This is a genomic window from Mycobacterium sp. NPDC004974, from assembly GCF_053600815.1.
The window spans coordinates 138,507-159,563 of record NZ_JBSGAQ010000001.1 but is presented as its reverse complement, the minus strand read 5'-3'; the positions used below and the strand labels follow the sequence as shown (position 1 = coordinate 159,563).

Genomic DNA, 21,057 nt, shown 5'->3' with positions numbered 1-21,057 from the left:
CCTGATCGTCTCAGGGCAACCGCCAGTCGATCGGGTCGGCGCCTTTCTGCTGCAGCAGTTCGTTGGCCCGGCTGAACGGACGCGACCCGAAGAATCCGCGCGACGCCGACAACGGCGAGGGATGCGGCGATTCGATCGTCGCGCAGTCGCCTTCGGCCAGCAGCGGTTTCAGCGTCGACGCATCACGGCCCCACAGCACCGCCACCATAGGTTGCTCGCGCGCCACCAGCGCCCGGATCGCGCACTCCGTCACCGCTTCCCAGCCCTTGCCGCGGTGCGAGGCCGGAGTGCCCGGGGAAACCGTCAGCACCCTGTTGAGCAGCATCACGCCTTGTTGTGCCCACGGCGTGAGATCACCGTTGGCCGGCTTCGGATGGCCGAGATCCTCGGAGTACTCGGTGAAGATGTTCGACAGACTGCGCGGCAGCGGACGCACGTCGGCACCGACCGAGAAACTGAGGCCGACGGCATGCCCCGGCGTCGGGTACGGGTCCTGACCGACGATCAGCACGCGCACCTGCTCGAACGGGAACGTGAAGGCGCGCAGAACATTCTGGCCTGCTGGCAGATAGCGCCTGCCCGCGGCCAGTTCGTCGCGGAGGAACTGCCCCATCTGCGCGACGTGCGCTCCCACCGGCTCCAGCGCGCGGGCCCAGCCGTCCTCGAGAAGTTCATTCAGGGGGCGTGCACCTGTTGAATCGCTCGTCGCATCCGCCCCCACCGTCTCGCTCCTCGCGTCCGCAGTCACGGAAAGCCAACTTAGCGTGAGCGCTCAGTCAAACGATTGCCATCCCGCATTACCCGCCCACGGCGCGCCGTCGACGAGCACCACGGCCGGGCCTTCGAGCACCCGCCCGATGGCCCGCCAGCCAGGCGGAAGTGCACCCGGGAATGTCGCTGCCAGCGCGTGGTCCTCACCTCCGCCGAGCACCCATTCCCACGGATCCGCACCCACTGCCGCGGCGGCCTCGGCGACCTCCTGCCGATCGCCGTCGAGAAGGCTGCGGTCCACGTCGATGCCGACCGCGGAGGCCGTCGCGATGTGTCCCAGATCGGCAAGGAGGCCGTCGGACACATCGGTCATCGAGGTGGCACCGGCGTCGGCCGCCCGTGCTCCCTGCCCGTAAGGGGGCTGCGGGGTCAGGTGCCGCTGCCGCAATTCGGAGAACCCGGCCTGCCCTTCTATGCCACGGTGCAGGAGTGCATATCCGGCCGCGGAGCGACCCAGTTCGCCTGCCACTGCCACGGTGTCGCCGACCCGGGCACCGCTGCGACACACCGGTTCCCGGCCGCCGAGATCCCCGAGAACCGTGACCGATATCACCCACTGTGGTGCCCTCACCAGGTCTCCCCCGGCGATGCTGGCGCCCAGCCGGCGCGCCTCGTCCCACAGACCGTCGGCCAATTCCGCGGCGGCGGTGACGGAGGTGTCCGACGGTGCGCCGAACGCCACCACGAAGGCGGTACTCCGGCCGCCCATGGCTTCGATATCGGCGGCGTTCTGGGCGATCGCCTTGCGGCCGATGTCGTGCGGCGTCGACCAATCCAGCCGGAAATGGCGGTCCTGCACCAGCATGTCGGTGGACACCACGGTGCGGCCGTCGGCCACTGCCACCACGGCCGCGTCATCACCCGGGCCCAGCGTCACCGCGTCGGCTTGTGTACGTCCGGCCACCAAGCGGTCGATGACGACGAATTCCCCGGCTCCTGCCAGAGTGTCGTCGTTGTCGTCACCGGAATCATCGCCGATGGTCTCGTCGGTCATATGGCCTCCTGCCGGTCGGCTGCCGCGTCCTGAACCCGAACCCGACCTGCGGTAAGTTTGGTGCCTGCGGCCAGCAGTTTATGCAGCGAGATGGAGGAGACAGCCGGTGGTGGAGGCTTACGTGCTGATCCAGACCGAGGTGGGCCGCGCCGAAGTCGTCGCCAAACAGCTCGCCAGCCTGCCGGGCGTGGTGTCCGCGGAGTATGTGACCGGGCCCTACGACGTGGTGTTGCGCATCAGTGCCGACACCTTGGCGCTGCTCCAGTCCGATGTGGTGCCCGCCGTGCAACAGGTACCCGGAATCACCCGGACCTTGACCTGCCCGATCGCAAACGCCGGCCGGCCATAGAGTTGGTGGTGTGACCGACTCACACGCCGTCGATGGACCGCCCCGCGCCTTACTCATCGCGGCGGTCGTCGTCGCAGTCTCGGTGCTGATCACCGTCCTCGGGATCGCGGCGTCACGGCAGCAATCCCCCGACCAGCAACCCGTCGCCATCCCGGCGATACCGGCACCCCAGGCCGACAGCCAGCAGTGCCACGACCTGCTGAACGCGCTGCCCGAGCAGCTCGGTGATTTCCGGCGCGCCCCGACCGTCGATCCGACGCCTCCTGCCACCGCGGCCTGGCGCGCCGAGCCGGACACCGAGCCGGTCGTCCTGCGGTGCGGGCTCGAACGCCCGACTGATTTCGTCGTGGGCACGCCACTGCAGGTGGTCGACGAGGTCCAATGGTTCCGGGTTACAGACACGGGCGTGGCGGGCCCGGCTAACGAGGCCGACGATCAGGGCCGCAGCACCTGGTACGCGGTCGACCGCCCGGTGTACGTCGCGTTGACCCTGCCGGCCGGCTCGGGACCGACCCCCATTCAGCAGATCTCCGGACAGGTCGCCCGCACGATGCCGGCCCAGGAGCCGGCACCGGGTGCGGTGCGCTGAAGCGTTTTTCGCTCCTCGCGTGCGCGGCTCAGCGCAGGCCGGTGCCGCGCGCGAGCGCGGTCTCGACCATCGCCGTCAGCAAGGTCGGGTAGTCGACGCCGCTGGCCGCCCACATCCGCGGGAACATCGAGATGGTGGTGAACCCCGGCATGGTGTTGATCTCGTTGATCACGGGCCCGTCGTCGGTGAGGAAGAAGTCGACGCGAGCCAGCCCCTGGCAGTCGATCGCGGCGAAGGCGCGCACGGCCAGCCGGCGGACCTCCTCGGAGACGTCATCGTCGACCTTGGCGGGCACATCCAACTCGGCTGCATCGACAAGGTATTTGGTGGCGAAGTCGTAGAAGCCGTCCTCGCGTCCGCGCACTCCGGCCACCCGGATCTCGCCGACCGTGCTGGCTTCGATGCTGCCGTCGGGGAACTCGAGCACACCACATTCCAGTTCGCGCCCCGGGACTGCGGCCTCGACGATGACCTTCGGGTCGTGGCGGCGCGCGAGCTCGATCGCCGCGGGCAGCTCGTCCCACGCCGCGACCCGGCTCACGCCGATCGAGGAGCCACCGCGGGCGGGCTTGACGAACACCGGCAGGCCGAGGCGTTCCCGCTGCTCCAGATCGAGGGTGGGGGCGTTGGCACGCAGCACCACGAAGTCGCCGATCGGCAGACCCTCGGCGACGAGCAGCTTCTTGGTGAACTCCTTGTCCATGCCGGCAGCGCTGGACAGCACACCTGAGCCCACGTAGGGAATCCCGGCCAGCTCCAGCAGTCCCTGGATGGTGCCGTCCTCGCCGTAGGGGCCGTGCAGCACCGGGAAGACCACGTCGACGGCGGCCAGCAGCTCACCGGGTCCGTTGCTCAGCGCCAGCAGCTGGCCGCTGCGGTTGGGGGCGGCAGGCAGCGCCAGCTCGGTACCGGACGTCTCGGTGACCTCGGGCAGCTGACCGTCCGTGATCGCGAGCGTCTCGGGGCGTCCGTCGGTCAACATCCAGGAGCCATCGGGGGTGATCCCGACGGCGACCACCTCGAACCGCTCTGGGTCGAGATTGCGCAGAATGCTGCCTGCCGATACGCAGGAGATCGCGTGCTCCGAGCTACGCCCGCCGTAGACGACGGCGACGCGGGTGCGGGATCCGGTCTGATTGCGGCCTGTCACAACCTAGAGAGGCTACCGTCCCGGTCGGTCCCTGCCTTCCGGCGCATCCCGACCTGGGGCTTTCACCCCGGTAACGCCTGCTCCACGTCGGAGATCAGGTCTTCGGTGTCCTCGATCCCGGCCGAGATGCGGGCGAACCCGGCAGGTACCGGGTCACCCCAGCGGGCCCGGCGGTCGACCGAGGTGTGAATGCCGCCGAAGCTGGTCGACGAGATGAGCAGGGCGCTGCGTTCCACCAGGGCATGGACTGCGGCAGCGTCGGCCAGCTCGATCGACACCAGTCCGCCAAACCGCTTCATCTGGGTCGCCGCCAGCTCGTGGGCCGGATCTTCGGGCAGCCCTGGGTACCGGACCGAGCGCACCGCCGAATGGTTGCGCAGCATCATCGCCAGGGCTGCGGCGTTCTGGCACTGCCGCTCGAAGCGCAGGCCGGCACTGCCGAGGCTGCGTAACACCAGCCAGGCCTCGAACGCGCCCAGGATCGGCCCGGCCAGCAGCCGGTCCCGCTCTACCGCGGCCATCAGCTCGGGCTGGCTGCCCGCGACGTAGCCGGCCACCAGATCGCTGTGTCCCGACAGTGATTTGGTGGCGCTGGCCACCACGAGGTCGGCACCGAGCGAAAGCGGTTGTTGGCCCAGCGGTGTGGCGGTGGTGTTGTCGACGACGAGAGTGGCGCCGCGGGCACGGCAGGTCATCGCCAGCCGGTGCAGGTCGACGACGTCGAGCCCGGGGTTGGCCGGAGTCTCGGCAAGCACCACGTCAGCGCGAGCGGCCGCCTCGCAGATATCGGCGACATTCGCCTCGATCACTGTGATCCCTTGCGGGGCAAGGTATTCTGCCGCGTACCGGCGGACCTGATAGTAGCCGTCGGCCGGCACGACCAGCGTGGTTCCGGGTTTGGCGAGCACCCGCAGAGCCGAGGTGATCGCGGCCATGCCGGACCCGAACGTGAGCGCGGCGCCGGCCCCTTCCAGTTCGGCGAGTGCTGATTCCAGTTGTCGCCATGACGGGTTGGAGCTGCGCCCGTAGCTGTCCAGTGGTTCGGTTTCGTCGGGCGAGAGATGGTACGTCGACGCCGGTACCGGGATCGGGGCCACCGGCTGTCCCGGAATCGATTCCAGACCAACGGCTTTGACGCTCCGGGTGGAATCCCCGTACAAGCCGTCCATACCTGTTACCTCCTCGCGTCCGGAGGCCGTTACTCCGGTTTGGTACTGCGCCCCAACAAGCCTGCGACTGCCTCGTGAACCGACAATCCCTTGTGACACACCCTATGAACGGCGTCGGTCAACGGCATCTCGACGCCGTAGCTGGATGCCAGTGCCAACACCGATTCACACGAGGTCACTCCCTCGGCCACATGTCCACCTGCCGCGATCAGCGCTGATTCCATGGTGCCGCCCTTGCCGAGTCGCTCGCCGAAGGTGCGGTTGCGGGAATGTCCGGAGGTACACGTAGCTACCAGGTCGCCTACGCCGGCCAGCCCGGCCAGCGTGGCGGGGGTGGCGCCCAGCGCGATGCCCAGCCGCATGACCTCGGCCAGGCCGCGGGTGATGATGGCGGCCACGGTGTTCTCCCCCAAGCCGACTCCGACCGCCATGCCGCAGGCGAGCGCGATGACGTTCTTGCAGGCCCCGCCCACCTCGGCGCCGACCACGTCGGCGTTGGTATAGGGCCGGAAGTATCCGGTGGCCAGTGCGCGCTGGAGCGTGACCGCGCGTCCGGAGTCGCTGCATGCGACAACGGTGGCTGCGGGCTGCTCGTCGGCGATCTCGCTGGCCAGGTTCGGCCCGGTCACCACCGCGACCCGGGACGGATCGGCGCCGGTCACCTGGACGATGACCTGGCTCATCCGCATGAGCGTGCCGAGCTCGATGCCCTTGGCCAGGCTCACCAGCGTCACGTCGTCACCGATCAGATGCTTCCAGCCTTCGAGGTTCGCCCGCAGCTGCTGCGCCGGAACTCCGAGCAGCACCGTGCAGGCCCCGGTCAATGCCTCGGCCGGATCGGTGGTGGCCCGGATCGTCGAGGGCAGCACGACGTCGCCGAGGTACCGACTGTTGCGATGGTCGGTGTTGATCTCGTCGGCAACCTCGGGTCGCCGGGCCCACATCGTCACCGGATTGCCCGCGTCCGCCAGCACCTTGGCCAGCGCCGTCCCCCACGCACCGGCACCCATCACCGCAGCCTCTACCACCCGCTCACCCTATCCCGGCGGCTGCACCACTCACCGACACCAGCGGGGCTGGCAGGATGAACCCATGAGCGGCTCCCGAAGCGACAACGCCGCAGCAGCACCGCAGGCCGCTGACGTCACCCTCGTGATCGCGGTGAAGCGGCTGTCGGCCGCCAAAACCCGGCTGGCGCCCATCTTCTCCGCGGCTACCCGCGAGGCCGTGGTGCTGGCGATGCTCGTCGACACCATCACCGCCGCGTCCTCCATCGCCCCGGTAACAGTCGTCACCCCCGACGACACCGCGGCCGACGCGGCCAGGCAGCTCGGGGCCGGGGTGTTGATGGACCCGACACCGCCCGGTCATCGTGACCCACTCAACAACGCCATCACCGCGGCCGAGGCCGAACTTCGCTCCACCGCCCCGAATATCGTTGTTCTCCAAGGAGATCTGCCTGCCCTGCAGCCCCAGGAGTTGGCCGAGGCCCTGGCCATGGCCCGCGGTTATCAACGCAGCTTCGTCGGTGACCGGCACGGCACCGGTACCTCGGCGCTGTTCGCGTTCGGCACTTCGCTGGCTCCGCGCTTCGGATCCGATTCGGCTGCGCGCCATCGACACTCCGGCGCGATCGAACTCACCGGCGCGTGGCCCGGTCTGCGCTGCGACATCGACACACCCGACGATCTTCAGACCGCGCGACGCCTCGGCGTCGGTACCGCAACCACGCACACCCTCGGTAGGCATGCCAGCAGGTAGCCGCGACCCCACCAGATAGGGAATGATCGGACGAATGAGCGAAGCCACCGAAGCCGAGCCTGCGACCCGGGCGGAGCACTCCCATCGGGATAACACCGCAGCCGCATCGGGGCAGTCCGTCGAGCCGGCAACACCGGAAGTCCCACCGGCTGCGACCTGGCCGGCAGTGGACAACGCACTGCCCGAAGACCGGTACCTCAACCGCGAGCTGAGCTGGCTGGACTTCAACGCCCGGGTACTGGCGCTGGCGGCCGACCCGTCACTGCCGTTGCTCGAGCGGGCGAAGTTCCTGGCGATCTTCGCGTCCAATCTCGACGAGTTCTACATGGTGCGGGTGGCCGGGCTGAAACGGCGCGACGAGATGGGGCTTTCGGTGCGCTCGGCCGATGGTCTGTCCCCGCGTGAACAGCTGCGCCGTATCAACGAACGCACCCAGCAGATCGCCAACCGGCACGCCAACGTGTTCCTCAGCTCGGTCCGCCCGGCGCTCGCCGAAGAGGGCATCATCATCGTCAACTGGGCCCAGCTCGACGAAACCGAACGCGCCAAGCTCTCCACCTACTTCCACGAGCAGGTGTTCCCGGTGCTCACCCCGCTCGCGGTGGACCCGGCCCACCCGTTCCCGTTCGTGAGCGGGCTGAGCCTGAACCTGGCAATTACCGTCAAGCATCCCGAGGACGGCGGGCAACACTTCGCCAGGATCAAGGTGCCCGACAACGTCGGCCGCTTCGTGGAACTGAGCGCCCCCACCGATGGATCGACCGTGGTGCGGTTCCTGCCCATGGAGGAACTCATCGCGGCGTTCCTGCCGGTGTTGTTCCCCGGCCTGGAGATCGTCGAGCACCACGCGTTCCGGATCACTCGCAACGCCGACTTCGAAGTCGAAGAGGATCGCGACGAGGATCTGCTGCAGGCGCTCGAACGCGAGCTGGCGCGCCGCAGATTCGGCTCGCCGGTGCGGTTGGAAGTGTCCGACGACATGACCGAGAGCATGCTCGAACTGCTGTTGCGGGAACTGGATGTGGCGCCCGGCGACGTTATCGAGGTGCCCGGGCTGCTGGATCTGTCCGCGCTGTGGCAGATCTATGCCGTGGACCGGCCCGCGCTCAAGGACCGGCCGTTCGTGCCCGCCACCCCACCGGCATTCGGCGAACGTGAGACGCCCAAGAGCATTTTCTCGACGCTGCGCGACGGGGATGTGCTGGTACATCATCCCTATGACTCGTTCTCCACCACCGTGCAACGCTTCATCGAGCAGGCCGCCGCCGACCCCAACGTGCTGGCGATCAAACAGACGCTCTACCGCACATCCGGTGACTCGCCGATCGTCAACGCACTGATCGACGCCGCCGAGGCAGGCAAGCAGGTGGTCGCGCTCGTCGAGATCAAGGCGCGCTTCGACGAACAGGCCAACATCAAGTGGGCCAGAGCACTCGAACAAGCCGGAGTGCACGTGGTCTACGGGTTGATCGGCCTCAAGACCCACTGCAAGACCTGCCTTGTGGTGCGCCGTGAGGGGTCGACCATCCGGCGCTACTGCCACATCGGCACCGGCAACTACAACCCGAAAACCGCGCGGCTGTATGAAGACGTCGGGTTGCTCACCGCCGATCCCGACATCGGCGCCGACCTGACCGATCTGTTCAATTCACTGACCGGCTACTCACGCAAAGACGCCTACCGCAACCTGCTGGTGGCTCCGCGCGGTGTGCGCAAGGGCATCATCGAACGCATCGACCGTGAGATCGCCGCCCATCATGAGGGAGCCACGACCGGAATCCGGTTGAAGGCAAACGCACTGGTGGACGAGCAGGTGATCGATGCGCTGTACCGGGCGTCGCAGGCCGGGATCCCGGTCGAGATCGTGGTGCGGGGCATCTGCGCCCTACGCCCAGGCGTGCCCGGGTACTCCGACAACATCAGGGTGCGCTCGATCCTGGGGCGCTTCCTCGAGCACTCGCGGATTATTCACTTCCGCGCCATCAATGAGTTCTGGATCGGCAGTGCCGACATGATGCATCGTAATCTCGACCGCCGTGTCGAAGTGATGGCTCAGGTCAAGGATCCGAGGCTGATGGCGCAACTCAACGAGGTGTTCGAGTCCGCGATGGATCCGGCCACCCGGTGCTGGGAGTTACGACACGATGGTCACTGGACGGCGCTGCCCCAGGAGGGGCAGACAGTTCGCGACCACCAGGTGTCACTGATGGAACGTCACCGGCACCCCTGATCCCACCTGGCCCGGGCCGGTGAATGACCTGCAGGAGTTGAGGTGTCGAACGACAGCACGACAGCAGCGCAGCCGGGCAACAAGCTGGTGCCCGCAGCAGGCGCCGTGTTGTGGCGCAGCGGCGAGGACGCCGCGGGCACTGCCGTGCCCGAGGTGGCCGTCATCCACCGTCCACGGTACGACGATTGGTCCCTGCCCAAGGGAAAGGTCGAGTTCAACGAAACCGATCCGGTGGCCGCGGTGCGCGAGGTTCACGAGGAGACCGGCTACACCGCGCAGCTCGGGCGCCGGCTCGGCTCGATCTCGTATGACATTCCGCAGGGAACCAAACGGGTTTGGTACTGGGCTGCGCGCGCGACCGGCGGCGACTTCACCCCCAACGATGAGGTGGACAAGCTCATCTGGCTGCCGGTGGAATCCGCGATGGATCAGCTGATCTACCCGCATGACCGAAAAGTATTGCGCCGCTTTGCAAAACAGCCGCCGGATACCAAGACGGTACTCATCGTGCGGCACGGTGTGGCCGGCCGGCGATCCCGATTCAAGGGCGACGACCGCAAGCGTCCGCTGGACAAGAAGGGGCGGGCACAGGCCGAAGCCCTGGTCGCCCAACTACTGGCATTCGGTGCCACAACGCTTTACGCGGCCGATCGGCTGCGCTGCCACCAGACCCTGGAGCCGTTGGCCCAGGAGCTCGGGGTGGACATTCACAATGAGCCGACGCTGACCGAGGAAGCGTACAACTCCGACCACAAGGCCGGCCGCAATCGTGTGCTCGAACTCGCGGCCCGGGCCGGGACCCCGGTGATCTGCACACAGGGCAAGGTGATTCCCGATCTCATCTCGTGGTGGTGCTCGCGCTCACAGGTGCGCCCGCAGACCACCGGAAACCGCAAGGGCAGCACCTGGGTGCTGTCGATGACGGACGGCCGACTGGTCGCTGCAGACCACCTCGGCAGTCCCCTGCCCGCCGGCGGCTAGTTACACACGAGAAAAGACACGTCGTGAGCTCACCTACGGCTCACGACGTGCCTTTACCGTAATTACTTGCGGCCCTTCTTGGCCGGTGCCTTCTTGGCAGCCACCTTCTTGGCGGGTGCCTTGGTCGCGGCCTTCTTGGCGGGTGCCTTGGTCGCGGCCTTCTTGGCGGGTGCCTTGGTCGCGGCCTTCTTGGCGGGCGCCTTGGTCGCGGCCTTCTTGGCGGCCGGGGCCTTCTTGGCAGCGACCTTCTTGGCGGCCGGGGCCTTCTTGGCAGCCACCTTCTTGGCGGGTGCCTTGGCCGCAGCCTTCTTCACAACGGCCTTGACCGCAGCCTTCTTGACTGCCTTGGTGGCGGCCTTCTTGGCCACTGCCCTGGTGGCCACCTTCTTGGCGGCGGCGCGCTTGACCGGGCCTGCGGTGACGCCACGCTTGACCGCCGGACCTTCAGACGGGAGGCGCTGTGCCCCAGAGACAACCGCCTTGAACTGAGCGCCCGGACGGAAAGCCGGCACCGAGGTGGGCTTGACCTTCACCGTCTCGCCGGTGCGCGGGTTGCGCGCCACACGGGCAGCGCGGCGGCGCTGCTCGAAGACACCGAAGCCGGTGATCGTGACGCTGTCGCCCTTGTGCACCGCGCGGACGATGGTGTCCACAACGTTCTCCACCGCGGCGGTAGCCTGCCGACGATCGGTGCCCAGTTTGGTTGTGAGTACGTCGATGAGCTCCGCTTTGTTCATCCAAAACCTCCGAAACCAGTGGTCCTCCTTGGACCGACTAGAGGACACGGTAAACCCTGTAACCACTGATTTCCAAGAGCCACGCGCAATTTCAGGCGTAGCTAGCGAACAATCCGGCAATCCGCTTGCCCCACTTGGACTCCCCCAGGTTGGGTCCAGAACCGGTTTGGCACGCGGCGAATTCGGGCTCCGATGCACCCGTACGAGGCCCCCGATCAGGCGGGCAGAGTGCGCGGCTTCCAGGCCGGCCGGTGCTTCTCGTAATCCTCGATCGAAGAGAGTTTCCGCAGCGTAAGGCCTATATCGTCGAGTCCCTCGAGCAGTCGCCAAGCCGTGTAGTCGTCAATTCTGAACGGCAGCACAACCGTTCCGGCGACGATATTTCGATCTTGAAGATTCACAGTGATTTCCAGCCCCGGATTCTGCTCGATGAGCTTCCATAAGAGCTCGACATCGTCTTGGGCGACTTCGGCGGCCAATAGCCCGGCCTTGCCGGCGTTGCCGCGGAAAATATCGGCGAAACGGGATGAGATAACCACCCGGAAGCCATAGTCCATGAGCGCCCAGACGGCATGTTCGCGTGACGATCCGGTGCCGAAATCGGGTCCGGCGACCAACACCGAGCCTTTGTCGAATGGCGGAAGATTCAGAATGAACGACGGATCAGCGCGCCAGGCGGCGAACAATCCGTCCTCGAAACCCGTTCGGGTTACCCGCTTCAAATAGACGGCGGGGATGATCTGGTCGGTGTCGACATTGGACCGCCGCAGCGGGACGCCGATGCCGGTGTGAGTGCTAAAAGCCTCCATCAGGCTTCTCCTTCTGGTTTCTTAGCGGGTCGCGGCGGGCAGATCGGCAGGGGACGCCAGCTTTCCGCGTACGGCGGTGGCTGCGGCAACGGCCGGCGAGACCAGGTGCGTGCGGCCCCCCTTGCCCTGTCGGCCTTCGAAATTCCGGTTGGACGTCGAGGCACAGCGCTGCCCCGGGGACAGTTGATCGGGGTTCATGCCCAGACACATCGAGCAGCCGGCTTGCCGCCATTCGGCGCCCGCGGCGGTGAATATCCGGTCGAGACCTTCCGATTCGGCCTGGGCCCGGACCCGCATCGAGCCCGGCACGACGAGCATCCGCACCCCGTCGGCGACCTTGCGATCGCGCAGCACGTCGGCGACCACCCGCAGGTCCTCGATCCTGCCGTTGGTGCAGGACCCGACGAAAACGGTGTCCACGGCGATGTCACGCATGGCCATCCCGGGTCGAAGATCCATGTAGGCCAAGGCCTTCTCCGCCGACTGACGCTCACCGTCGTCGCCGATCAACTCCGGATCGGGCACCGAAGCGGACAGCGGGACGCCCTGTCCCGGGTTGGTTCCCCATGTCACGAACGGGCTCAGCGTGGCGGCGTCCAGGTAGACCTCGGTGTCGAATTCGGCGCCCTCGTCGGTACGCAACTCGCTCCAGGCGGCCACCGCGGCGTCCCAGTCGGCCCCCTTCGGAGCGTTCGGGCGGCCCTTGAGGAATTCGAAGGTGGTCTCGTCAGGAGCGACCATGCCGGCCCGGGCCCCGGCCTCGATGCTCATGTTGCAGATCGTCATCCGGCCTTCCATGGACAACGCCTCGATGGCGCTGCCCCGGTACTCGATGACGTGGCCCTGGCCGCCGCCGGTACCGATCTTGGCGATCACGGCCAGGATGACGTCCTTGGCGCTCACGCCGGGCGGCAGCACGCCGTCGACGTTGACCGCCATGGTCTTGAACGGCTTGAGCGGCAGTGTCTGCGTGGCCATCACGTGTTCGACCTCGGAGGTGCCGATACCCATCGCGATGGCGCCGAATGCACCGTGGGTCGAGGTATGGCTGTCCCCGCACACGACCGTCATGCCCGGCTGCGTCAGCCCCAGCTGCGGTCCGATGATGTGCACGATGCCCTGTTCGGCATCGCCCATCGGGTGCAACCGGATGCCGAATTCCTCGCAGTTGCGCCGCAATGTCTCGACCTGGGTGCGCGAAACCGGATCCGCGATCGGCTTGTCGATGTCGACCGTGGGCACGTTGTGGTCCTCGGTGGCGATCGTGAGGTCCGGTCGTCGCACCGGCCGGCCCGCCAATCGCAGGCCGTCGAACGCCTGCGGGCTGGTGACCTCGTGGACGAGATGCAGGTCGATGTAAATCAGGTCGGGCTCTCTGGCCGCGCCCTCTCCCTCACCGCGCGCCACGACGTGGTCGTCCCAAACCTTTTCGGCCAGGGTGCGCGGCTTCACGGATGTCTGTGTCGATTGGTCCATCGCTACTTCTCGATTCGATTAACGGCAACGCGGGCTTGCATCAAGAGTCCGCCAGGGCTGGGAGTTACTGTCGCCATCTCATCTGCCATCTCACAATGCGAGACGCTAGTATCTCTCTGTGAGAAATGATAGCGGCATCGGCGTTCTCGACAAAGCCGTGGGTGTGCTGCACACCGTGGCCGAGTCACCTTGCGGGCTGGCCGAACTCTGCGAGCGGACCGGGCTCCCGCGGGCGACCGCGCACCGGCTGGCCGCCGGGCTCGAAACCCACCGGCTGCTGGCCCGCGACGGAGACGGACGCTGGCGCCTCGGCCCGGCATTGACCGAATTGGCCTCCCACGTCAACGATCCGCTCCTGGCGGCCGGCGCCGCGGTCCTGCCCCGCCTGCGTGAGATCACCGGCGAGAGCGTGCAGCTGTACCGGCGCGAAGGGCAGTCCCGGGTCTGCGTGGTGGCGCTGGAGCCTCCGGCCGGGCTGCGCGACACCGTGCCGGTGGGCACCCACCTCCCGATGACGGCCGGCTCGGGCGCCAAAGTGCTACTGGCCTATGCCGACCCGGCCACCCAGCAGGCCGTGCTGCCGGCCGCCAAGTTCACCGACCGCACCCTGGCCGAGGTCCGCAAGCGCGGCTGGGCGCAGAGCGCCGCCGAACGTGAGCCGGGTGTGGCCAGCGTCTCGGCACCGGTGCGTGACGGCCGTGGCGCGGTGATCGCCGCGGTGTCCGTGTCCGGGCCGATCGACCGCATGGGCCGGCGACCCGGGGCCCGCTGGGCCGCCGATCTGCTTGCCGCCTCCGATGCGCTCACCCGCCGACTGTGAGACGAATCTCAACACGCGGCTGACGCGCCCGGCGTGGCGGGACGTCGCCGGCCCCGAATCCGACCAGCCTCACGGCGGAGTGACGTTCACCACCCGGGGCCATTCTGGCGTGACGATGGGGCGCGGGCGGGCGCCGTGTCCGCATAACGCAAAAGCGCCCAGTTCGTGAGAACTGGGCGCTTTTACTTCTGTACCCCCGATGGGATTCGAACCCACGCTACCGCCGTGAGAGGGCGGCGTCCTAGGCCGCTAGACGACGGGGGCTAGAACTTCCGGATGGTCAGCTTAGCTTAGGCGGTCGTGCTCACCTAATCCGGCTGATCCTCTCCGGATGGCTGGGGTACCAGGACTCGAACCTAGAATGGCGGTACCAGAAACCGCTGTGTTGCCAATTACACCATACCCCAATAATTGCCCATCACCGCAGGTCACAGGCAATTTCGATCCGATCGGCTCAGCGGGGGCTTCCCCGTTTTGCTTTTCGGGCCGACGAGCAGACTACCAAAGATTTTCGGCTCTCTTTACCAACCCCCGGCACGCCTGGGCGTTCACAGCCGGCCCCGGGCGGCCCGCAACCGCGCCAGGCTGCGGTCGGCACCCAACAGCTCCATCGACTCGAACAGTGGCGGGCTGATCGTCGCGCCCGTGACGGCGACGCGGATCGGTCCGAACGCCTTACGGGGCTTGAGCTCCAGACCGTCCAGAAGCGCCGCCTTGAGCGCCGCCTCGATGTTGGGGGTGTTCCACTCCCCGACGCCCTCCAAGGCGCTCAGCGCGGCGTCCAGGACCGGTGCGGCCTCCTCACGCAGTTCCTTGGCGGCCGCCTTCTCGTCGATCTCGTAGGAGTCGTCGTCGAAGAACTTCAGCAGCCCCCACGCATCGCCGAGGACGACGATGCGGGTCTGGATCAGCGCGGCGGCTTCGGCGAATGCGGCGTCGTCCAAACCGGTGTCGTGACCGTGGGCGTCGAGATAGGCGCGCAGCCGGGCCGTGAAATCCTCTGGCGTCAGCAGCCGGATGTGCTCGGCATTGATCGCGTCGGCCTTCTTCTGGTCGAACCGCGCCGGGTTGGAGTTGACGTTGGCCACGTCGAATGCGGCCACCATCTCGTCGAGGCTGAACACGTCGTGGTCGTCGGCGATGCCCCAGCCCAGCAGCGCCAGGTAGTTCAGTAGCCCCTCCGGCAGGAAGCCGCGGTCGCGGTGCAGGAACAGATTCGACTGCGGATCACGCTTGGACAACTTCTTGTTGCCCTCGCCGAGAACACTTGGCAAATGAGCGAATTCAGGTACCCGCTCGGCCACGCCGATCCGCATCAGCGCCCGGTACAGCGCGATCTGCCGCGGTGTCGAGGGCATGATGTCCTCGCCGCGCAGCACGTGGGTGATCTTCATCATCGCGTCGTCGACCGGATTGACCAAGGTGTACAACGGATCTCCGTTGGCACGCGTGATCGCGAAATCCGGCACCGAGCCCGCTGGGAAGCTCACCGGGCCGCGCACCAGATCGGTCCAGCCGAGGTCCTCGTCAGGCATACGCAAGCGCAGCACGGGCTTACGGCCGTCGTCGGCAAACGCCTTGCGCTGCTCGTCAGTGAGGTCGCGGTCGTAATTGTCGTATCCGAGTTTGGGATTTCGCCCGGCCGCGACATGCCGCGCCTCGACCTCTTCGGGCGTCGAATAGGCCTCGTAGACCTCGCCGGCCTCGAGCAGACGGGCGATCACATCGCGGTAGATCTCGCTGCGCTGTGACTGCCGGTACGGCTCGTACGGGCCGCCGACCTCGGGGCCCTCATCCCAGTCCAGGCCCAACCACCGCAGGGCGTCGAGAATCGCGGCGTAGCTCTCGTCGCTGTCGCGCGCGGCATCGGTGTCCTCGATACGGAAGACGAAGGTTCCGCCGGTATGCCGGGCATAGGCCCAGTTGAACAGCGCGGTGCGCACCAACCCGACGTGCGGGGTCCCGGTCGGCGACGGGCAGAACCGCACCCTGACATGACCAGAGGGAGATGTCATCACTTACCTCTACTTCTGCTTGCGTACAACGGGATTGGTAAGGGTGCCGATGCCCTCGACGGTGACGCTCACGGTGTCCCCGTCTTCGATGGGGCCGACACCTTCGGGGGTTCCGGTGAGGATCAGGTCGCCAGGAAGCAGCGTCATCACCGCCGAGACCCACTCGACGATGGCACCGATGTCATGGATCATCAGCGAGGTCCGGCTGCGCTGGCGCACTTCTCCGTTCACCTCGGTGCGGATCTCCAGGTCCGAGGGATCGAGGTCGTTGACGATCCACGGGCCCACGGGACAGAAGGTGTCGTGGCCCTTGGCCCGCATCCACTGGCCGTCCTTGGCCTGCTGGTCGCGCGCCGAGATGTCGTTGGCGATGGTGTAGCCCAGAATGTTCTCGGCCGCACGTGCGGCGGGCACGTCCTTGCAGGGCCGCCCGATGACGATGGCCAGCTCACCCTCGTGGTGAACGGGATTGGCGTCGGCCGGCAACTGGATCGGCACGTTGGGCCCGATGATCGCGGTGTTGGGTTTGAGGAAGATCACCGGATCCTCGGGAGCTACCCCACCCATCTCCGCGGCGTGGGCCTCGTAGTTCTTGCCCATACAGATGACCTTGCTGGCCAGGATGGGCGCCAGCAGGCGGACGTCGGCCAGCGGCCAGCTCCGCCCGGTGAAGTTGGGATTGCCGAACGGATGCTCGGCGATCTCTTTGCAGACGGCATCGGCGCCGTCGCCTTCGACACTGACGAAAGCGACGCCGTCGGGACTGGCGATTCGACCTAAGCGCATTTTGACCAGGGTAGTGCGCAGCGTCCGACCACCAGCGCGGACGCCTCCGGTCGGATTCCGTCAGTCGGCCGCGAATGCCGCGGCCAGGAACGGCGTGGAATCCGGGACCGAGGCCAGCACGGTGCCCGAGTGATCTTCGTCGGGATAAACCTTGAGTGTGACGTCCTGTCCGTTCGCCCGCAGCTGCTCATCGAGTTGCAGTGACATGTTCGGCGGGACATCGCGGTCCAGGAGTCCGACGCCGAGGAAGATCGGCCGGTCGTAACCGCTGGTCGGCGTGCCCAGGTAGGCGTCGAGAGCCTCCGAGGCGCCGGGCAGGGTGTCCAGCGGCGCGCGGAAGAACGCCGTCGGCGTCATCCCGGTGAGCTGCTGATCGAGTTGCGGCTTACACAGCGTCTCCGCCTTGTCCACGGCATCCAGCCCGGCCGGGGTGAGGACACTGTTGACGTCGATGTCGGGACGAGCTTCCCGGAACCCGGCCAGGATGTAGCCGGTATAGCTGTTGGCCGCCGGTCCCAGATTCGGCGGCAGCGCCATATCGGGGCCCGCCTGCTTCACGATGCCCTCGACATTGAACGGCGTCCCGGTGGCCACCACGCCGCGATAGTCCAGGCCGGTCCCCCGGCTGAATTCGGTGGCCCAGCGTGCGCTGTTGACCGCGGCCCCGCCGCCCTGAGACTGACCCACGATGGCCCATTTCGGCGACAACGGCAGATCCATGTGGTGCATCGCGATCACCGAGTCGACGACGCTGTGGGCGGTGGCCACGGTGTTGAGGTAGCTCATCAGCCCCGGGGTGCCCAGCCCGGCGTAATCGGAGCCGACGACGGCGTAGCCCTGGTCAAGCCAGTGCGTCAGATACTCGACATCCCTTGCGGTGCGCGGCTGTGCCGACGGTGCGCAATCGTCACCGAGTCCGACCGTGCCGTGTGCCCATGCGATCGTGGGCCAGCCGCCCTCGGGCGCCTGGCCGTGCGGGATGAACACCACGGCGGTACTCAGCGCCGGCGAATCATGTTGATCGACAGTCGAGTAGAGGATGCGGTAGGCACTCGCCGCACCCGGTACCGACAGTGCGGGATCCAACGGGACCGCCTCGATCAAGGTTCCGGCCACGGGAATGGGCGCGTCGTAGTGACGGGCGTCCAGGCCCGACCAGTTCGGCACGGCCGCCGCCGCGGTCGGTGCCGCCACAAGTCCACACATCAGCAAAACGGTTGCCGTCAACCACAACTTCACCGGCACAGCTTAGGTCAGCTTTTCATCGGTCTCACATATTGGGACGCAGGTTCAATATTTTGAGATATCCGTGGAACGATGCACGCATGGCTGTTTCGTCGATCAGCACGTTTCGCCGTTGGTCGATGTTGGCGATCGCACTCACCGCGACCACATGCGCCAACGTGTTCATCAACGGCGCCGCGTTCCTCATCCCCACCCTGCACGCCGAGCGTGGCCTGGATCTGGCCAAGGCCGGTCTGCTGTCGTCGATGCCGAGCTTCGGACTGGTGCTCACCCTGATCGCCTGGGGGTACATCGTTGACCGGGTAGGCGAACGGATCGTGCTGACGGTGGGCTCGGCCCTGACCGCCGCGGCGGCCTTCGGGGCGGCTGCGGCGGATTCCCTGATGTCCGTCGGACTGTTCCTGCTGCTGGGTGGAATGGCTGCGGCCAGTAGTAATTCGGCGAGCGGGCGGGTCGTGGTGGGCTGGTTCCCACCTGAACAGCGTGGGCTGGCGATGGGAATCCGGCAGACGGCAACACCTTTGGGTGTCGGCTTGGGCGCATTGGTGATTCCGCGCCTGGCCGAGAGCCACGGCACCGCGACGGCACTGCTGTTCCCTGCAGTGGTGTGTGTCCTCTCGGCGGTGATCTGCGCTGTGGGCGTGCTGGATCCGCCCCGGCCGGCCCGCCACGAGGCACCGGCCGAACACCTGGCCAACCCGTACCGCCGCTCAAACGTGTTGTGGCGCATCCACGCGGTGTCGGTACTGCTGGTGATCCCCCAGGGCGTGGTGTGGACCTTCACCCTGGTGTGGTTGATGAGCGACCGGGGTTGGTCTGCGGCATCGGCGGGCACACTGGTGACCGTCGCTCAATTGCTGGGCGCGGCAGGGCGGATCGCGGCGGGCCGATGGTCCGATGTCGTCGGGCAGCGGCTGCGGCCTATCCGGACGATTGCGTTGGCCGCAGCAGCGACGATGGGGCTGCTGGCGCTCACCGATTGGCTGGGTTCACCGATCAGTGTCGCGCTGATCGTGATCGCCTCGGTGATCACGGTGTCCGACAACGGTTTGGCGTTCACGGCGATCGCCGAGATCGCCGGTCCGTTCTGGAGCGGACGCGCACTGGGCACACAGAACACCAGCCAGCACCTGGCGACCGCCAGCTCGGCACCGTTGTTCGGTGCGCTGATCGGTGCGGCGGGCTACCCGGCGGCTTTCGCGGTGTGTGCGTTGTTGCCGTTGTTGGCGGTCCCCCTCGTGCCGGCCGATGAGCGCTTGCGCGAAGAGCAATAGTCCGTGAGCGCTTGCGCGAAGAGCAATAAGGCACGATGAGCGCTTGCCCGAAGGCACAGATCGACGCCGGTCACGCCCACAACGAATGCCCTGCCGCGTAAGCCGTCGCCCAGTCTCGGACCGTACGCACATACAGTCCGGAGTCGTTGTAGGCCAAGAGCGCATCCAGCCACCCCAGCCGGGTGGACAGATCGCCGCCGCGGTAACACAGGTATCCCGCCGCTGCCAGCGCCGCATCGTCGATGTTGTCGACATTGACCACCCCGTCGTTGTGGGCATCGACACCGTAGAGTCGCCACGTCTCCGGGATGAACTGCATGGGCCCCATGGCCTGCGCGTACTCGGCTTGGTCGGTACCGGCCTCTTCGACGATGCGGAGATTGCCGTTGGTGCCATCGAGTCTCACACCACGGATGGGCGGGGCAACATCGCCGTTGGATGCGATCGTGGCTCCCCGGTAGGTGCCATTGCGACTTTCCACGGTGCCGATTCCGGCCAACGTGGTCCAGCCGATATGGCACCCCGGATTCACCACCTCCGCAACCTTGGCCGCGTACGCGTACGCCTCCAGCGCGGCGGCCGGGAGGCCCATCGCGGCGGCGCGAGGTGCAGCCCATGCTGCGAGTTGGTCGGCGGGCCGGCCCCGGGCCGAGATGTCGATATCGGGCACCGGATCACCGGGTGGCGGCGGGATCCCTTCCGGGATCGGCGAAGCGAAGTGGCCGCTGCAGCTTGAGGCGAGCAGGATAACGGTGGCGGCGATGACCGCGACCGGTTGTCGCCAACGTTGGCGCGCCACATCCATGTCCTACAACGGTAGCCGCCGATTGACGAGAATGCCCGTAGTCACCGCGGCTGTCATCACCAAGAGCGACAACCCGATCCAACCGGCGCTGGCATCCCCGCGCACCGTCTCATACCCGACCTGCTGCTCCAATTCTGAGTAGACCGAATTGAGTTCATCGAGACTGCCCGCGTGATAGGCCTGACCGTGGCTGATCTCGACGATCTTCTGCAGGGTGCTGTCATCGACGGGAACCGGTATCTGCTGGCCCTCCATATTCACAGTGCCGTAAGGGGTTCCGAACGAAATCGTCGAGATCGGCACGTCCTGGTCGCGTGCGGCTCGTGCCGCAGAGAACGCACCGCGCGGATCGTCCGGATTCCCGGGCACCGTCTCCTTGCCATCAGACTCCAGCACGATCCTGGCCGGCGGTGGGCCATCGCCTCCGCCCATTACCGCCCCGGCCGTAGCGATGGCCTGCAGTGCGGTGAAGATCCCCTCGCCGGTCGCGGTGCGTGGCTCGGGTTGCAGCGTGGCGACCGCGCGCTTGACGGCATCGTGATCCGCTGTGGGGGCCACCAGCATCACAGCACTCGAAGAGAATTTGACCAGTCCGAGGTTGATCCCCGGGGTGAGTTGGTCGGCGAAGTGAGTCGCCGCATCGCGGGCTGCCTCGATCCGGCTCGGCGGCACGTCTGTGGCGGCCATCGATTCGGATACGTCGATGACCAACATGACCACCGCGCGATTCCGCGGGACACGGATGTCGTCAGTCGGGCCGGCCATCGCGGTGGTCATCAAGGCCAGTGCAGAAACGAGCAGCGCGGCGGGCAGGTGACGCCAACGGCTTGGCGTCTGTGCGGCAGCGACCTGCTCGAGCACCTCCATGTTGGCGAACCGCAACACGCGCTTCCGCCGGGTTCGCTGCACCCACAGGTAGGCGACAGCAATCGCCACGACGGCGAGCAGGCACAGGAAGTACAAAGGATGGGCAAACCCGGACAGGCTCAGGTCGTTCAGCACGAGAATTCCGGCCTTTCGGTGCAACCCACAACGATCAAACGATTGCTTGAGTATATAACTGAATCAGGAGTGCGCCCGCTGGCCCGACCGGACG

At 66.9% G+C, this 21,057-nt stretch carries 20 protein-coding genes and 2 tRNA genes; 7 read left to right on the top strand and 15 right to left on the bottom strand.

Features of this window, described 5'->3' with window-relative positions:
• Nucleotides 1-10 precede the first annotated feature (10 nt).
• Both ACWEFV_RS00805 and ACWEFV_RS00800 read right to left on the bottom strand, forming a co-directional pair.
• The gene (locus tag ACWEFV_RS00805; RefSeq protein ID WP_450069244.1) at nucleotides 11-721 is read right to left on the bottom strand and encodes a uracil-DNA glycosylase; all 711 of its coding nucleotides are present in this window, start codon (nucleotides 719-721) and stop codon (nucleotides 11-13) included.
• A 51-nt stretch (nucleotides 722-772) separates the two neighbouring features.
• Nucleotides 773-1,765: a thiamine-phosphate kinase gene (locus ACWEFV_RS00800; protein ID WP_450068726.1), complete on the bottom strand. Its 993-nt coding sequence runs from the start codon at nucleotides 1,763-1,765 to the stop codon at nucleotides 773-775.
• Nucleotides 1,766-1,871: 106 nt separating this feature from the next.
• Here ACWEFV_RS00800 and ACWEFV_RS00795 point away from each other — a divergent pair, with 106 nt between their 5' ends.
• Nucleotides 1,872-2,114 carry an Lrp/AsnC ligand binding domain-containing protein gene (locus ACWEFV_RS00795; RefSeq protein WP_450068725.1) on the top strand — a complete coding sequence of 81 codons (243 nt, stop codon included), beginning with the start codon at nucleotides 1,872-1,874 and terminating at the stop codon, nucleotides 2,112-2,114.
• A gap of 10 nt (nucleotides 2,115-2,124) precedes the next feature.
• Entirely contained in the window at nucleotides 2,125-2,703 is a 579-nt protein-coding gene (locus tag ACWEFV_RS00790) for a DUF3515 domain-containing protein (RefSeq protein ID WP_450068724.1), read from the top strand.
• A gap of 28 nt (nucleotides 2,704-2,731) precedes the next feature.
• Here the strand turns inward: ACWEFV_RS00790 and ACWEFV_RS00785 are convergent, their stop codons facing one another.
• The 3 genes from ACWEFV_RS00785 to ACWEFV_RS00775 all read right to left on the bottom strand — a co-directional run bounded on the left by ACWEFV_RS00785 (nucleotide 2,732) and on the right by ACWEFV_RS00775 (nucleotide 6,032).
• Nucleotides 2,732-3,853, bottom strand: coding sequence for a D-alanine--D-alanine ligase family protein (locus ACWEFV_RS00785; RefSeq protein WP_450068723.1), 1,122 nt, complete (start codon nucleotides 3,851-3,853; stop codon nucleotides 2,732-2,734).
• Between the two features lie 62 nt (nucleotides 3,854-3,915).
• Complete coding sequence (locus tag ACWEFV_RS00780) at nucleotides 3,916-5,022, bottom strand: cystathionine gamma-lyase (RefSeq protein WP_450068722.1); 1,107 nt, start codon at nucleotides 5,020-5,022, stop codon at nucleotides 3,916-3,918.
• Between the two features lie 29 nt (nucleotides 5,023-5,051).
• On the bottom strand, nucleotides 5,052-6,032 hold the full coding sequence (locus ACWEFV_RS00775; protein ID WP_135459956.1) for an NAD(P)H-dependent glycerol-3-phosphate dehydrogenase: 981 nt from the start codon (nucleotides 6,030-6,032) through the stop codon (nucleotides 5,052-5,054).
• Nucleotides 6,033-6,114: 82 nt separating this feature from the next.
• Between ACWEFV_RS00775 and cofC the strand changes: the two genes are divergently transcribed.
• From cofC to mutT1, 3 genes are read left to right on the top strand one after another with little or no spacing between them, the layout of a single operon-like run.
• Nucleotides 6,115-6,783 (top strand): 2-phospho-L-lactate guanylyltransferase, encoded by a 669-nt coding sequence (cofC, locus tag ACWEFV_RS00770; RefSeq protein WP_135453587.1) that lies wholly within the window; start codon nucleotides 6,115-6,117, stop codon nucleotides 6,781-6,783.
• Between the two features lie 22 nt (nucleotides 6,784-6,805).
• Nucleotides 6,806-9,013, top strand: a complete 2,208-nt coding sequence (locus ACWEFV_RS00765; protein ID WP_450068721.1) for an RNA degradosome polyphosphate kinase — start codon at nucleotides 6,806-6,808, stop codon at nucleotides 9,011-9,013.
• A 42-nt stretch (nucleotides 9,014-9,055) separates the two neighbouring features.
• Nucleotides 9,056-9,994, top strand: coding sequence for an 8-oxo-(d)GTP phosphatase MutT1 (gene mutT1 / locus ACWEFV_RS00760; protein ID WP_450068720.1), 939 nt, complete (start codon nucleotides 9,056-9,058; stop codon nucleotides 9,992-9,994).
• A 62-nt stretch (nucleotides 9,995-10,056) separates the two neighbouring features.
• On the opposite strand, the gene ACWEFV_RS00755 is transcribed toward mutT1, so the two are convergent.
• From ACWEFV_RS00755 to leuC, 3 genes are all read right to left on the bottom strand, one after another.
• A complete protein-coding gene (locus ACWEFV_RS00755; protein ID WP_450068719.1) occupies nucleotides 10,057-10,731 on the bottom strand; it encodes an HU family DNA-binding protein in 675 nt (224 codons plus the stop codon).
• Nucleotides 10,732-10,946: 215 nt separating this feature from the next.
• Nucleotides 10,947-11,540: a 3-isopropylmalate dehydratase small subunit gene (leuD, locus tag ACWEFV_RS00750; RefSeq protein ID WP_135453583.1), complete on the bottom strand. Its 594-nt coding sequence runs from the start codon at nucleotides 11,538-11,540 to the stop codon at nucleotides 10,947-10,949.
• Between the two features lie 21 nt (nucleotides 11,541-11,561).
• Nucleotides 11,562-13,016 carry a 3-isopropylmalate dehydratase large subunit gene (gene leuC / locus ACWEFV_RS00745; protein ID WP_135453582.1) on the bottom strand — a complete coding sequence of 485 codons (1,455 nt, stop codon included), beginning with the start codon at nucleotides 13,014-13,016 and terminating at the stop codon, nucleotides 11,562-11,564.
• A gap of 118 nt (nucleotides 13,017-13,134) precedes the next feature.
• On the opposite strand from leuC, the gene ACWEFV_RS00740 reads away from it, so the two are divergent.
• On the top strand, nucleotides 13,135-13,836 hold the full coding sequence (locus ACWEFV_RS00740) for an IclR family transcriptional regulator (protein ID WP_135453581.1): 702 nt from the start codon (nucleotides 13,135-13,137) through the stop codon (nucleotides 13,834-13,836).
• A 191-nt stretch (nucleotides 13,837-14,027) separates the two neighbouring features.
• Here the strand turns inward: ACWEFV_RS00740 and ACWEFV_RS00735 are convergent.
• From ACWEFV_RS00735 to ACWEFV_RS00715, 5 genes are all read right to left on the bottom strand, one after another.
• A tRNA-Glu gene (locus ACWEFV_RS00735) sits at nucleotides 14,028-14,100 on the bottom strand.
• 68 nt (nucleotides 14,101-14,168) lie between these two features.
• Nucleotides 14,169-14,243, bottom strand: a tRNA-Gln gene (locus ACWEFV_RS00730).
• 141 nt (nucleotides 14,244-14,384) lie between these two features.
• Entirely contained in the window at nucleotides 14,385-15,851 is a 1,467-nt protein-coding gene (gene gltX / locus ACWEFV_RS00725; RefSeq protein ID WP_450068718.1) for a glutamate--tRNA ligase, read from the bottom strand.
• A 9-nt stretch (nucleotides 15,852-15,860) separates the two neighbouring features.
• Nucleotides 15,861-16,637 (bottom strand): fumarylacetoacetate hydrolase family protein, encoded by a 777-nt coding sequence (locus tag ACWEFV_RS00720; protein WP_450068717.1) that lies wholly within the window; start codon nucleotides 16,635-16,637, stop codon nucleotides 15,861-15,863.
• A 60-nt stretch (nucleotides 16,638-16,697) separates the two neighbouring features.
• Entirely contained in the window at nucleotides 16,698-17,843 is a 1,146-nt protein-coding gene (locus ACWEFV_RS00715) for an alpha/beta hydrolase family protein (RefSeq protein WP_135453578.1), read from the bottom strand.
• 119 nt (nucleotides 17,844-17,962) lie between these two features.
• Here ACWEFV_RS00715 and ACWEFV_RS00710 point away from each other — a divergent pair, with 119 nt between their 5' ends.
• A complete protein-coding gene (locus ACWEFV_RS00710; protein ID WP_450068716.1) occupies nucleotides 17,963-19,156 on the top strand; it encodes an MFS transporter in 1,194 nt (397 codons plus the stop codon).
• A gap of 70 nt (nucleotides 19,157-19,226) precedes the next feature.
• On the opposite strand, the gene ACWEFV_RS00705 is transcribed toward ACWEFV_RS00710, so the two are convergent.
• Complete coding sequence (locus ACWEFV_RS00705) at nucleotides 19,227-19,961, bottom strand: lytic transglycosylase domain-containing protein (protein WP_450068715.1); 735 nt, start codon at nucleotides 19,959-19,961, stop codon at nucleotides 19,227-19,229.
• Nucleotides 19,962-19,964: 3 nt separating this feature from the next.
• Nucleotides 19,965-20,963 carry a VWA domain-containing protein gene (locus tag ACWEFV_RS00700; RefSeq protein WP_450068714.1) on the bottom strand — a complete coding sequence of 333 codons (999 nt, stop codon included), beginning with the start codon at nucleotides 20,961-20,963 and terminating at the stop codon, nucleotides 19,965-19,967.
• Between the last annotated feature and the right edge of the window lie 94 nt (nucleotides 20,964-21,057).